The organism is Paenibacillus kribbensis (assembly GCF_001705305.1).
Taxonomy (GTDB): domain Bacteria; phylum Bacillota; class Bacilli; order Paenibacillales; family Paenibacillaceae; genus Paenibacillus; species Paenibacillus kribbensis_B.
Genome location: NZ_MCBP01000004.1, coordinates 428,517 through 441,911 on the forward strand (window position 1 = coordinate 428,517; position 13,395 = coordinate 441,911).

Here is a 13,395-nt window from a genome sequence, read left to right on the forward strand (position 1 = left end):
TATAAATATGTTGCAGGATTGGGAAAACCGTGAAGAAGAAAAGCAGACAAGGCTTCGTGAGAAGCAAGCTGAATTACTGGTGACGACGGGGGATGCTCCCTCGGCTGAGGTTGTGCAGCGAGCAGAGCTGCTTGCAGCCGAGCTGGGGGTGCTGTATGCCCCCCGTCGTGGCATATCGGTAGCTAAGCTAATCGCTGCTCATAGAGTTCGTCAGGCTCTGGTACTGGTGCAGAGCGGAGTGAGGCTGATTGGCCCGGAACAGCCACCGATGGCTTTTCACCCGAGTATGGGCTTCATTCGTGCCAAGCGGGTATTAAAAGGTGAGCCTGACCCGATGTTGACTGCCGCCAGGCTCGTTCCGGGCGATACCGTGCTGGATTGCACCGCAGGACTCGGAACGGATTCCCTCCTGTTTTCCATTGGAACGGGAAGTTCTGGACAAGTAACGGCTGTGGAAAGTTCTTTTCCCGTCTATGCTTTAATCAAGGATGGAATGAAGCATTACCGTTCCGGTAACTCCGCGGTGGATGAGGCATTTTCCAGCATTGATGTTCGTTTTGGTCACCATCTGGACTTTTTGTGCAGCTTGCCGGATCGCAGTATAGATATTGTTTATTTTGACCCGATGTTCCGTGATCCGTTGCTCGATTCCAGCGCAATCAGTCCATTGAGAGGGTTGGCTAACCCGGACGCATTAGATGAGGAAAGTATTGTTCAGGCCAAGCGAATTGCACGGAAAACAATTGTATTGAAGGAAAAACGGGGCAGCCGGGAATTTGCCCGCCTCGGCTTCCGTGTGGAGCAACGGGGCACAACGAAAACAGTGTACGGAGTGATTGATATTGACAGCGGCATCTAAGCCTAAACTACTTGTTCTTGTTGGCCCGACTGCAGTCGGCAAGACGAAGCTAAGCATTGAGATGGCACGACAATGTGACGCGGAAATTATTTCCGGTGATTCCATGCAGGTGTACCGTCATATGGACATTGGAACAGCCAAAATTTCCACACAGGAAATGGAAGGAATCAAGCACCATTTAATTGATATTCATGAGCCTGAATACCCATATTCCGTAGCTGCATTTCAGGAGGATTGCCGTCGCCTCATACCGGATATTCAGTCCAGAGGAAAATTGCCGTTTATCGTAGGCGGAACAGGCTTATATGTGGAATCGGTCTGCTATGAATACCAGTTTTCCGAGGTGGGAGCTGATGAAGCATTTCGTCAGGAACAGCTTGATTTTGCCGAACAGTTTGGGGCCGAAGCGCTTCATGCGCGGCTGCAGGCGGTTGATCCCGAAAGTGCGCTTCGTTTGCACCCCAATGATCGTCGTCGTGTCGTTCGGGCATTGGAAATTTACCATGTTAGCGGAACGACACTTAGCTCGCAACTAGCCACTCAAAAAAAGGAGTCTCCCTACCAATTGTGCATCGTAGGTTTGACAATGGATAGGCAAATGCTTTATAAACGTATTGAAGACCGAATCGACGGGATGCTCGATCAAGGGCTTGTTGCTGAGGTAGCCTCCTTAATGGAACGGGGAGTGCGAAGCGATGCCATCTCCATGCAAGGTCTAGGCTATAAAGAGATATCCTCCTACCTGCGGGGAGAGGTGTCTTTGGAAGAAGCGGTGACTTGGCTAAAACGGGATACGCGTCATTTTGCGAAGCGACAGCTCTCGTGGTTTCGCCATATGAAGGATATCCAGTGGGTAGATGTCACTGATTTCGGAAATTTTTCTGCTCATGCAGCCCAAATACACGAAATTATAGCAGGAAAGTTCCGGACAGACCTTGAATATACTTCAAAACAATCCAAATGATTATTGGGGGTACGGCTAAAATGAACAAGTCTATTAATATCCAAGATACGTTTCTGAATCAATTGCGCAAGGATTCTATACCCGTTACGGTATACCTGATCAATGGATTTCAGGTGCGGGGAACGATCAAGGCCTTTGACAATTTCACAATTGTTATCGATTCCGATGGGAAGCAGCAGTTGATTTACAAGCATGCTATATCCACCTTTACACCGCAACGCAATGTATCGCTTGTACAGCAACAGGATAATATCGGCGATAACTGATTAGGGCTTGACGGTCGCCAGGTTGATGAAACTTTTCGAGCGTCCGTCTCGTCTAACTGTATAGGAATGTGACCGGGAGCAACCTGAACAGGGTTGTTCTTTTCATTCCGTTTTGATTTCATGCTACCAAAAGCAAGGTACATGTTCGGCAACATATGATTATTCGCGAAAGGGAGTCAGGGGAATGCCAAACGATTCATTGTCCAGATCCGGCAATCGCAATAGAAACACACCTAAAGAGAAGCCGAAGGGCAAGAAAAAGAAAATTACAGGTAAGCGAATTGGATGGACGCTGTTTATTACGGCAGCGTTAGCCATATTTTGCGCACTTGCCGGATACTTGTTCGTCATGGTCAATGGCGAGCAGATTTACAAAGCCAACAAGGATAAAATTAACGTGAATGGGACATCGAAGGTTTATGACCGCAACGGTGTGCTTATGGGTGAGCTGTCTGTGCAAAAAAGCGATCCTGTCACAAGTGAAGAAATTCCACCATTGCTCAAAAAAGCTTTTGTAGCAACGGAGGATAAACGATTTTACGAGCATCAGGGTGTCGATATTTGGTCCATTGGCCGGGCGGCTGTTAAGGATATCGTAGCCCGTTCAGCAGTGGAGGGCGGCAGTACGCTGACCCAGCAGTTGGCCAAAAACCTGTTTTTGTCGCGTGACAAAACCTTTTTCCGTAAAGCGACTGAGGTATCCATTGCCATGGCTTTGGAACGGAATTTGACAAAAGATGAGATTATCACACTTTATCTAAACCGGATTTGGTTTGGACGTTCGTATTCCGGTATTAAAGCAGCATCGGAAGGTTATTTTGGAGAGACAGATTTAAAAAAATTAAAATTGTGGCAGATTGCTACACTGGCAGCCATTCCAAAAGGGCCTTCCAAATACAATCCGATCAGTAACCCGGAAGACTCGAAAGCCCGGCGTGCGGTGGTTCTTCAGCTGATGTTCGAGCAGGGGATGATTGGCAAGCAGGAGATGGAAGAGGCCAAAGCTGTAAATTACGATTACAAGCAGCCGGAAAAAGTGCAAAAGTATCAGAATTTTATGGAGTATGTGATGAATGAGGCAGAGGATGCCTTGCCAGGAGTCAGCGGGAATGATCTGATCATTGGCGGTTATCAAATTCATACGACCATGGATGCTCAGGCTCAAAATGCGCTGGATCAGGCGATGGCAGATGATGATATGTTCGAAAAAAGCCCGGACGATCAGCCTGTTCAAGCCTCTATGGTTATTATTAACAACCAAACGGGCGGAATAGCCGCAATGGCACCCGGACGGGATTACAAGAGGGGAACCTTTAACCGTGCAACACAAAGCCGCAGACAGCCAGGCTCGGCCTTTAAACCTATTGCAGCGTATGCGCCGGCTCTCGAATCCGGCAAATTTACGATGGACACCCCTTTAAGTAACGAACGGCAGAGCTTTAACGGGTACAGCCCGAAAAACTTGCATGGTTACTCTTCAACCATCAGTATGACCGATGCGATTACAAAGTCTGAAAATATCCCGCCTGTATGGTTGCTGAACCAAATAGGCGTGGAAAAAGGGGTTCAATTCGCGGAAAGCCTAGGCATTCCGATGGATAAGAATGACCACTCGCTTGCTATCGCATTGGGTGGATTAAGCAAAGGGACAAATACCCTTGAAATGGCACAGGCGTACAGCGCTTTTGCCAATAAGGGACAATTCCAAAAGGCTTATTCCATTAAGCAAATTAATAATAGTGATGATCAAGTGATTTATACTCATGAAGAGGAATCCAAGCCTGTAATGAGTGAGAAAACAGCTTACGAAATGACACAGATGATGCAAAATGTAGTCAATAGCGGCACAGGCCGCAAAGCACGTATTGACTGGCCTGTAGCAGGTAAGACGGGCACGACGCAAAGTGGAATCAGTGGCAACAGTGGCAACCGGGACATCTGGTTTGTCGGTTATACGCCAGAGTATACCGGAGCCGTATGGATGGGATATGACAAGCCTGACAGCAAGCATATGCTGAGAAACTACAGCGGACAGTCCGCAGCCTTTTTCGGCAGAGTCATGGGCGATGCGCTCAAGGGACATCCGGTTACACAATTCTCCCAGCCGAAGGGATATGAGCCGCCGGTTGAAGAGAAACCGGTTGAGACTGTTCAGGCTACTGCTCCAAGCGGTTTGAACGGATCTTATAGTCAGGATACGCAAATTGTATCCCTATCCTGGACTGCAGCTGTGGGAGATAATGTGCAATATCGTGTGTATCGCAAAGGGTCTTCCGATGCAGGCTTTACGCCGATTATGGAGGCAATGCAGGGCACAAGCGGTGAAGATACGTCTCCCGTGCCAGGAAATACGTATGAATATTATGTAGTCGCTTATGGACCGGATGGTAAGGAATCTGATCGTTCCAATACGATTAGTGTGGAAGTTCCGGCAGACACCACTCCGGTGGACCCACAACCGGGAACTGATCCGAATCAGGATGGAACCTTACCGGACAATGGTGGAGTTACAGATGGGCAAAATGGTACGGATCAAGGAAATACAGCTCCTGGTGGCGCCGATAACGGCACTGGCACGGATCAAGTTCCGATGACTCCTGGGGACACCAGTGGAAATGGCACTGGGGGTACAGGCAATGACAATGGAAGCTCTGGTAACGGAATTGATCCAAACCAAGGGAACGGTCAGACAACTATACCGGATACAGGGACTGTCAATGGTGAGACAACGGTGAATGCGAATGATATCGGTACGTCTACTACAGGAACCCCGGCGGATGGAGGTCAGGAGAACAATTCCAACGGCCATTCGAACTCCAATCGTGGACACCGCAATCGGAATTAGTAAGCTTCGCTTTATATAAATTGGCTCGTTTTTAAGCTTAAGGTATTTTTAGACCGTTTTACGGTCTGAGAATACCTTTTTTGTTGTAGATTGAGGTATCTTTTTTGAGTGTACAGTTTAAATATGGTAAGCTGGTTTTACCAATGTTGGAGAGGAACATCATTATGAAGCGCAAATTCGGAGACCGGGCCAACTGGCGCAGAATAACGAATCGCAAGTTTGCTTGCCGGTATGTAGAAAGTGACGCGTTTACAGGATATGTGACCCTGTATACCATTTTGAGTCTCAAGGAGCCGTTATGGAAAAGCTACGGTGGTCATACATTTTGCATAGCCGATAAAGGTTATTCCTGGCTGCAGTATTATCCAAAAGGTGAGCATTATGTGGTGACGGCTATGTTTGACAATCGGGAGCAGATCGTGGAATGGTACATTGATACCTGCCGAAATCAGGGTGTAACCGATCAGGGTGTCCCTTGGTTTGACGATTTGTATCTGGATGTCGTGGTTCTCAAGAATGGTGAAATCTTCCTAGTGGATGAGGATGAGCTGGAAGAGGCGCTACAACGCGGGCATATCTCAACGCAAGAGGCAGAATTGGCTAGCCGTACAGCAGCTGATGTGCTGCATCGGATAGATGCCCACATGTTCCCCTATTTTAAAATGTCGCTGAAACACCGGGCGGAATGGTTTCATAACGGTGATTTCAAAAGGGATCGGTGAATGTTTTGCAGTGGATGGGTAACATCGGGCCAAAACGCCCTGAGCCTCAGAATAGGCTAAGTCGCCCAGGGAAAAGAGGTATCTTACTCAAGCGTCTCGTACTTTGCTTGCTGATGGTTATATTGATCGGATTGGTATGGGCAGGCTTCCGAGTTTGGAACATGAATACAGCCGCCTCTACCTCTCCGCTCCAGCAAGCACAAATCGGAATCGTGCTGGGGGCTTCCATGTGGGGAGCAGAGCCAAGCCCTGGATTAAAGGAGAGGCTGGAAGAAGCCTTGCGGCTATACCGCAATGGGACCGTCAAGCGTCTGATTGTAAGTGGAGGGCTGGATAAGCCTGATTTTCCGTATACAGAGGCCGAAGGAATGCAACGCTATTTGGTAGATAGGGGTATCCCTGTCCAGCATATTGTACTGGAGAACCATGCTACCAGTACCTACGAAAATCTGCTGTATAGCCAGCGAATCATGAAAGAGTATGGCTGGACCTCGACTGTGATCATTACACATAGCTATCATGGCCCTCGTGCGCTGGAGATCGCTCAATTTTTGAATTTCGATCATCCCCAGATGGCTCTGACAGAATCCAGAGTATTGAATATGCCGCTTCATCAATCGAGAGAAGTATTGGCTTACGCTAAATGGACGCTGCAACGGTGGTGGATCAGCGCTCAAACCTGGTTGGCCTGAACGGGAAGAAATGCCTTGTGTGCATTCCCGTTGCTTTTGTGCTAATAAGGACATGCCGGACCGAATACATTAATAGGGTAAGCTGTGCCTGAAGAAATGTTGAGGTGATGGATGCATGAACGGACGGGGAATTGCCGCGGGCAAGCGGTCGGAGGAGAGACCTTCCAGACAAATCAATGTCGTGCTGCGTAGCCCGGAGCCGACAGCTTCGGTAACTGTGGACGAAAAGGAAGCAGCAGCTTCAACCAAGTCGCAGGCGCTACCGCAGTATCTCAGTCTTTATCAGGAAATTCAGAAAGAACTCGATCATCTCGTTGGCTTGGATAACATCAAAGACCTGGTATTTGAAGTATATGCTTTTTTGCAAATCACCCATATGCGCACGGATGCGGGGTTGCTGAGTAATGCCCATGTATATCACATGATTTTCAAAGGGAATCCAGGTACGGGGAAAACGACGGTAGCCCGCATTATCGCTAAAATGCTGCAAAAAATGGGAGTACTAAGCAAAGGTCATCTGATTGAGGTGGAAAGAGCTGACCTGGTAGGGGAGTATATTGGGCACACCGCGCAAAAAACGCGGGATCTGGTCAAGAAATCCCTGGGCGGTGTGCTGTTCATTGATGAGGCCTACAGTTTGGCACGCGGAGGGGAAAAGGATTTCGGCAAAGAAGCGATTGATACCTTGGTAAAGGCTATGGAAGACCAAAAAAATCAATTTATTTTGATTCTCGCTGGGTACTCGGGGGAAATGGACTTTTTTTTGCGAACAAATCCAGGGCTGCCTTCTCGTTTTCCGATCCAGCTGGATTTTCCTGACTATACCGTCGATCAGCTTATCCAAATTTCCGAGATGATGGCTAAGGAACGGGATTATATTCTTATGCCCCAATCCATACTCAAAATGAAGGAGCATTTGCTGAACGAGCGCAATGACAGTCTTCATGCATTCAGTAATGCGCGTTATGTCCGTAACGTGATTGAAAAAGCGATTCGACATCAGGCCGTCAGACTGCTCAATCAGTACAGAAGCGGGCAGCCCGGAAAGCAAGAATTGATGACGCTGCGGCCAGAGGATTTGAAATTGGACAAAAGATAGGCGATAATAGGAATCTGAATCTATGAATCACATCGAATTACACGACATTGAATGGGGCCGGCCTGAATATCAGGTCGGTCTCTGTTCGAGGGTTGATATGAAAATAAAGGAGCTAACAATATGGCGAACTCCACTCATGATACACAAACCGAAATGCAGGACAAGGCGGTACTGGTCAGTCTGATTACGGATGAAGTCAAACGTTCTGGCATCAATACGGAATATTCGCTGGATGAGCTGGTGAAGCTGGCTGAGACAGCGGGAGTTGAAGTGCTGAGCGTCCTGACCCAGAATAGGGAGACCAAAGACTCCAAATGGTTTATTGGTAAAGGTAAAGTAGAGGAATTACGTGCGGTTGCCGAGGAATTGGGAGCGAATACAGCTATTTTTGACCAGGAGCTATCGGGAGCTCAGGTACGAAATCTGGAAGAAAGTCTGGATCTCAAGATTATTGACCGGACACAGCTTATTTTGGATATTTTTGCCCAGCGTGCGAAAACGCGTGAAGGTATTATTCAGGTTGAGCTGGCACAGCTGTCATATTTGCTGCCGCGTCTGTCCGGACACGGTAAAAACTTGTCACGGCTCGGGGGCGGAATCGGAACGCGTGGTCCTGGTGAAAGCAAGCTGGAAACAGACCGTCGTCATATCCGTGACCGTATCAGTGATCTGAAACGTCAGCTGGAAGAGGTGACCCGTCATCGGTATTTGCACAGGGAGCGAAGACAAAAAAGCGGTATTGTACAGGTAGCGTTGGTCGGCTATACCAATGCAGGTAAATCAACGCTGTTAAAACAACTGACGGCTGCTGACGTATATATTGAGAACCAGCTGTTTGCAACACTGGACCCTACCTCCAGAACGATGGAGCTGCCGAGTGGCAAGGAAGTTATACTTACAGATACGGTTGGATTTATTCAAAATCTGCCTCATGATTTGGTTGCTTCCTTCCGGGCTACTCTGGAGGAAGCTAATGAAGCTCATCTTATTTTACATGTCGTGGATGCCTCCTCCGATATGCGCGACGAACAGATGAAAGTTGTAGAGACGATCTTGCAACAGTTGGGTGCTGCGGACAAGCCTCAGATTGTATTATTTAACAAAAAAGACGCTTGTACCCCTGAGCAATTGGAAATGCTTCCTTCCGGGGAGGGGTATTTAAAAATCAGTTCATTCGATGAAGGAGATTTGCTGCGCATCCGTGAGCTGGTCCAAGAGCATTTGAGCGGTGATACACTGAGATTCCGTATTCCTGCGGGACGTGGCGACCTGACATCGGTGCTTTATCGTATCGGGGATGTGCTGCTGACGGAGTATGATGGCAATGATGTCATATACGAGGTGGAAATTCAAAGAGGCGAGTATGAAAAATATGGTCATGCACTTAGTGAGTTCACAGAAGCTTAACATCTGATGACGTTTTTGGGTCAATAAAATGATAAGGATCATCGTTCAAAGCGAACAATAATATAACATCAATAGCCTAAGGCTGCGTAAGAGAGAGGGTCAAGAGGGGAAAATGGTAGTTTTCAGTCCGGAAATTCAACAAATGCAGGAAATGGTAGAACAAAAAATACAGGAACGTATACGGCATATAGATCAGATTGTTGATGCAAATCAGTGGAAGGTTATTCAGTCTTTCCAGCGGAAGCAAGTAAGCGATTTTCATTTTGCAGGTTCTACGGGATATGCTTACAATGACCGGGGACGTGAGGTGCTGGAAGAGGTCTATGCCGATGTATTCGGTGCGGAGGCAGCGTTGGTGCGTCCGCATTTTGCTTCGGGCACCCATACAATCGCCACTGCTTTGTTTGGTGTGTTGCGTCCGGGAGATGAACTGTTGTATATCACCGGGCGGCCTTATGATACACTGCATAAGGTGATTGGCAAGCCCGGCGACGGAACAGGGTCATTACAGGATTTTGGTGTTACTTATGGAGAAACAGCATTAACAGCAGAAGGCAAAGTGGACTGGGAAGCGGTAGAGGCCGCAATCCATGCCAATACCAAGGTGGTCGGTATCCAGCGCTCTCGCGGCTACGATTGGAGAGCTTCCTTTAGTGTAGCTGACATTGAGGAAATGACAGCGCGTGTTAAGGCGATAAAACCTGACGTTATTGTCTTTGTGGACAATTGCTATGGCGAATTTACTGAAAAGCTGGAGCCTACTCAGGTCGGTGTCGATTTGATGGCAGGTTCGCTGATTAAAAATCCCGGTGGCGGCATTGCCGAAACGGGTGGATATATTTGTGGTAAACAAAAGTATGTAGAGCTGGCAGCCTATCGACTAACAGCACCTGGAATTGGCGGAGAAGTAGGAGCCATGTTGGGGACCACAAGAGGCATCTTTCAGGGCTTATTCCTCGCCCCAACACTGGTTGGGCAGGCGGTTAAAGGCAGTATATTTGCAGCTGCGGTTTTTGAAGAAATGGGTTTTGAGACTAAGCCGGCTTGGCATGAGGAGCGCACGGATTTGATTCAGGCCATCTCTTTTAGCGGACCAGAACATCTCATTGCTTTTGTGCAGGGAATTCAGCGTGCCGCCGCCGTGGATAGTCACGTGGTACCTGAGCCGTGGGATATGCCAGGCTACGAGCATCCGGTTATCATGGCGGCGGGTACATTTATACAAGGGGGAAGTTTGGAGTTATCCGCAGATGCACCGATTCGTGAACCCTATATTGGTTACATGCAAGGGGGCTTAACCTACTCTCATGTGAAATATGGAGTGCTTATGGCCCTGCAAACGATGAAAGAACGTAAATTATTGTGAGTTTTTCTAACATGTCATTGACACTTTGCATCAGCTAAATGTACAATAAGGTGAATAATAGATCACTGGAAGGTTGATGACAAATGGGCGACGAAATTCGCAGAAATATGGCCTTATTTCCAATAGGTATTGTCATGAAGCTAACGGACTTGTCAGCACGTCAGATTCGTTATTATGAGCAGCATAACCTGATAGTTCCTGCCCGTACATCGGGGAACCAACGCCTTTTTTCTTTTAATGACGTAGAGCGATTGCTTGAAATCAAGGCGTTGATTGAAAAGGGTGTTAACATTGCGGGAATTAAACAAGTCATGAATCCGGTCACCAAAGAATCGGAGGAGGCTACGGTTATTACTGCAGACACGGAAGTCAAACGCCGTGAAATGTCCGATACTCAGCTTCACCGCTTGCTGAAGCAACAGCTTGTGGCAGGCAAAAGACCGGGACAGGTATCCCTGATCCAAGGGGAATTATCACGTTTTTTCAATAAAAGATAATGCTATATTCTACATCTTGGACTCATCATTTAAGAAATTTATGAAACAGCTGATTACTGTTGCTACAGAAAGGGAGAGGTTCGTGTGAGTTATACCAGAGAAGATATACTTCGGATTGCGAAAGAAGAAAATGTTCGCTTTATTCGTTTGCAGTTCACAGATTTGCTTGGTACCATTAAAAACGTTGAAATTCCAGTTAGCCAACTGGAAAAAGCATTGGACAACAAAATGATGTTTGACGGTTCTTCCATTGAAGGTTATGTGCGTATCGAAGAATCTGACATGTACTTATACCCAGATTTGGACACATGGGTTGTATTCCCTTGGGTAACCTCAGATCGTGTAGCTCGTTTGATCTGTGATATCTACAAGCCGGACGGAGTTCCGTTTGCAGGTGACCCACGCGGTATTTTGAAACGTGTACTTAAGGAAGCGGAAGAGCTGGGATACACTTCGATGAATGTTGGACCTGAACCGGAATTCTTCCTGTTCAAAACAGATGAAAAGGGCGAGCCGACCACAGAACTGAATGACCAAGGCGGATATTTTGACTTGGCACCGATGGATCTGGGAGAAAACTGCCGTCGTGAAATTGTTCTTAAACTTGAAGAAATGGGCTTCGAAATTGAAGCATCCCATCATGAGGTTGCACCTGGTCAGCATGAGATTGACTTTAAATATGCGGATGCGATCAAAGCTGCCGATCAGATTCAAACATTCAAGCTCGTCGTTAAGACGATTGCACGTCAGCATGGCCTGCATGCTACCTTTATGCCAAAACCTTTGTTTGGTGTGAATGGCTCCGGTATGCACTGCAACCAGTCGTTGTTCAAGGGAAATGAGAACGTATTTTATGATGAAACGGACGAACTCGGATTGAGTCAAACAGCCCGCCACTATATGGCTGGTATTCTCAAGCATGCACGTGCAATGGCCGCAATCACGAATCCGACGGTGAATTCATATAAGCGTCTCGTACCAGGTTATGAAGCGCCTTGTTATGTTGCCTGGTCCGCAAGTAACCGCAGCCCGATGATTCGGATTCCTGCATCTCGTGGACTGAGTACTCGTGTCGAAGTTCGTAACCCTGACCCGGCTGCGAATCCATATTTGGCCTTGGCTGTGATGCTGAGAGCTGGCTTGGATGGCATCAAACGCCAGTTGCCTTTGCCAGCTCCGATTGATCGTAACATCTACGTTATGTCCGAGGAAGAGCGCATCGAAGAAGGCATTCCAAGCCTGCCAGCAGACTTGAAGGAAGCCTTGTCTGAGCTCATTCGGAGCGAAGTTATTTCCGACGCATTGGGCGACCATGCTCTGGCTTACTTCTACGAGCTTAAAGAAATTGAATGGGACATGTACAGAACCCAAGTACATCAGTGGGAACGCGATCAGTATCTGACGCTGTATTAAAATACTCGAAGCCTTGGTATCGCTGCTTTTTGAGCATGCCAGGGCTTTTCCTTTTTAGTTCGGGGAAAGGTGGATTTTTACTTTGACCGCGATTTTGACCGCGAATAATTAACTTGGGGATAGCTCTTATAAGCGGCATAATTATCTATGCTACGTACTTCAATAAATTCAGTGCTCCAGACTCTAGCACTATCGCTTTAATCACAACAGCTTGCTCCTCATCCGTGACTAAGGAAGGAGAGAGCGAGAAACTAGATATCCTCTGACGGATTTATAATCGCCAGAACCTGATGATCCTCCCACTCTCCGTTGATCTTTACGTTGCTTCGAGAGATGCCTTCTTTGTGAAAGCCAGCCTTCTCAAGCACACGGATTGATCCTGGATTCCGAGGAGAGGCTTCCCCGACGATCCGGTGAAACTTTAGCTCATCGAAAGCGTAGCGAACCACTTGCTTCACCGCCTCCGTCATATAGCCATTGCCGTTATAAGCCTGATCTAAACTGTATCCGATCATACAGCTCTGAAGAGGCCCTCTCTCGACAAAGAACAGATTAACATCACCAATAATTTGGTCGTTCTCTTTGTTGCACACCACAAAGGAATATTTCCTATCCGCTTTCCTGTCAGTCTTACTATTTATTATTGCTTGGAGTTGGTGCTCCTCCGTGTAATGCTCCTCTAGATTGCTTGGCGAAAACTTCTCAAACAACTCCTGATTACGCTTGTACATCGCTGTTAATTCTGCGGCATCCGCCTCCTCAGAGAACCGGACGTATACTCGCTGCTCCAACATCTGCACCATCCTTCATTACTATGATATTAAGAGAATTATATCACAGGATGAAGATACGGTAATTGATTTGATGAGTGGTGTATATCAGGATCATTTTTTATCAAGTTACAAAAACAGTCTCAGATATTCGCCCGCCCCCCAGTCTACAACTTTATTTTTAGTCTATTATTGCCTTTCTCTTTGCCATACCTCGTTCAACTAATCTCTTATAATAAACACGAAAACTATTTTCACTTATCTTCGGAGATATTAACAAAAGGGTCATTAGAAATAGAACCCTGTGAGTATCCCGAACGCCTTCATATGCCTGCCTGCTCTTAAATACTGATGTGCCCGAGATTTTATTTTCAGCCGCAATACCAAGATACTTTTTGAATTCTAAATATGTTGAGAAACGTTCTATGTCACCAATCGCACCGATAAAGGTACACGCGATAGATTCGCTCATGATGGGGAAAGACATAAGTAAGC

Annotated in this window: 13 protein-coding genes; 11 read left to right on the forward strand and 2 right to left on the reverse strand. The window is 47.1% G+C overall.

Annotated features, from left to right (window positions below; translation table 11 throughout):
- The first annotated feature begins 7 nt into the window (after positions 1-7).
- From BAZ21_RS10610 to glnA, 11 genes are all read left to right on the forward strand, one after another.
- Positions 8-859 carry a class I SAM-dependent methyltransferase gene (locus BAZ21_RS10610; RefSeq protein WP_068499763.1) on the forward strand — a complete coding sequence of 284 codons (852 nt, stop codon included), beginning with the start codon at positions 8-10 and terminating at the stop codon, positions 857-859.
- Complete coding sequence (gene miaA, locus BAZ21_RS10615) at positions 843-1,823, forward strand: tRNA (adenosine(37)-N6)-dimethylallyltransferase MiaA (protein ID WP_068499766.1); 981 nt, start codon at positions 843-845, stop codon at positions 1,821-1,823. Before BAZ21_RS10610 ends, miaA begins: the two co-directional genes overlap by 17 nt.
- A gap of 20 nt (positions 1,824-1,843) precedes the next feature.
- Complete coding sequence (gene hfq / locus BAZ21_RS10620) at positions 1,844-2,089, forward strand: RNA chaperone Hfq (RefSeq protein ID WP_007430690.1); 246 nt, start codon at positions 1,844-1,846, stop codon at positions 2,087-2,089.
- Positions 2,090-2,273: 184 nt separating this feature from the next.
- Positions 2,274-4,934 (forward strand): PBP1A family penicillin-binding protein, encoded by a 2,661-nt coding sequence (locus tag BAZ21_RS10625; RefSeq protein WP_068499770.1) that lies wholly within the window; start codon positions 2,274-2,276, stop codon positions 4,932-4,934.
- Between the two features lie 164 nt (positions 4,935-5,098).
- Positions 5,099-5,656 (forward strand): DUF402 domain-containing protein, encoded by a 558-nt coding sequence (locus tag BAZ21_RS10630; RefSeq protein ID WP_068499773.1) that lies wholly within the window; start codon positions 5,099-5,101, stop codon positions 5,654-5,656.
- A complete protein-coding gene (locus tag BAZ21_RS10635; protein WP_176718134.1) occupies positions 5,653-6,348 on the forward strand; it encodes a YdcF family protein in 696 nt (231 codons plus the stop codon). Before BAZ21_RS10630 ends, BAZ21_RS10635 begins: the two co-directional genes overlap by 4 nt.
- A 115-nt stretch (positions 6,349-6,463) precedes the next feature.
- A complete protein-coding gene (locus tag BAZ21_RS10640; protein ID WP_007430686.1) occupies positions 6,464-7,447 on the forward strand; it encodes an AAA family ATPase in 984 nt (327 codons plus the stop codon).
- A gap of 120 nt (positions 7,448-7,567) precedes the next feature.
- Positions 7,568-8,854, forward strand: coding sequence for a GTPase HflX (gene hflX, locus BAZ21_RS10645; RefSeq protein WP_010345913.1), 1,287 nt, complete (start codon positions 7,568-7,570; stop codon positions 8,852-8,854).
- Between the two features lie 112 nt (positions 8,855-8,966).
- Positions 8,967-10,220 carry a methionine gamma-lyase family protein gene (locus BAZ21_RS10650; protein ID WP_068499777.1) on the forward strand — a complete coding sequence of 418 codons (1,254 nt, stop codon included), beginning with the start codon at positions 8,967-8,969 and terminating at the stop codon, positions 10,218-10,220.
- Positions 10,221-10,303: 83 nt separating this feature from the next.
- The gene (locus BAZ21_RS10655; protein ID WP_007430683.1) at positions 10,304-10,717 is read left to right on the forward strand and encodes a MerR family transcriptional regulator; all 414 of its coding nucleotides are present in this window, start codon (positions 10,304-10,306) and stop codon (positions 10,715-10,717) included.
- 84 nt (positions 10,718-10,801) lie between these two features.
- On the forward strand, positions 10,802-12,130 hold the full coding sequence (gene glnA, locus BAZ21_RS10660; RefSeq protein ID WP_068499780.1) for a type I glutamate--ammonia ligase: 1,329 nt from the start codon (positions 10,802-10,804) through the stop codon (positions 12,128-12,130).
- Positions 12,131-12,381: 251 nt separating this feature from the next.
- On the opposite strand, the gene BAZ21_RS10665 is transcribed toward glnA, so the two are convergent.
- Both BAZ21_RS10665 and BAZ21_RS10670 read right to left on the reverse strand, forming a co-directional pair.
- Complete coding sequence (locus BAZ21_RS10665; RefSeq protein WP_084011568.1) at positions 12,382-12,924, reverse strand: GNAT family N-acetyltransferase; 543 nt, start codon at positions 12,922-12,924, stop codon at positions 12,382-12,384.
- Between the two features lie 157 nt (positions 12,925-13,081).
- Positions 13,082-13,387, reverse strand: coding sequence for a transposase (locus tag BAZ21_RS10670; RefSeq protein WP_444939610.1), 306 nt, complete (start codon positions 13,385-13,387; stop codon positions 13,082-13,084).
- Positions 13,388-13,395: the final 8 nt, after the last annotated feature.

Bases quoted from the DNA above. Each gene is read 5' to 3' on its own strand.
- BAZ21_RS10610 (WP_068499763.1), top strand. From the start codon at position 8: ATGTTGCAGGATTGGGAAAACCGTGAAGAAGAAAAGCAGACAAGGCTT.
- hfq (WP_007430690.1), top strand. From the start codon at position 1,844: ATGAACAAGTCTATTAATATCCAAGATACGTTTCTGAATCAATTGCGC.
- BAZ21_RS10625 (WP_068499770.1), top strand. From the start codon at position 2,274: ATGCCAAACGATTCATTGTCCAGATCCGGCAATCGCAATAGAAACACA.
- BAZ21_RS10630 (WP_068499773.1), top strand. From the start codon at position 5,099: ATGAAGCGCAAATTCGGAGACCGGGCCAACTGGCGCAGAATAACGAAT.
- BAZ21_RS10640 (WP_007430686.1), top strand. From the start codon at position 6,464: ATGAACGGACGGGGAATTGCCGCGGGCAAGCGGTCGGAGGAGAGACCT.
- hflX (WP_010345913.1), top strand. From the start codon at position 7,568: ATGGCGAACTCCACTCATGATACACAAACCGAAATGCAGGACAAGGCG.
- BAZ21_RS10650 (WP_068499777.1), top strand. From the start codon at position 8,967: ATGGTAGTTTTCAGTCCGGAAATTCAACAAATGCAGGAAATGGTAGAA.
- BAZ21_RS10655 (WP_007430683.1), top strand. From the start codon at position 10,304: ATGGGCGACGAAATTCGCAGAAATATGGCCTTATTTCCAATAGGTATT.
- BAZ21_RS10665 (WP_084011568.1), bottom strand. From the start codon at position 12,924: ATGTTGGAGCAGCGAGTATACGTCCGGTTCTCTGAGGAGGCGGATGCC.
- BAZ21_RS10670 (WP_444939610.1), bottom strand. From the start codon at position 13,387: ATGTCTTTCCCCATCATGAGCGAATCTATCGCGTGTACCTTTATCGGT.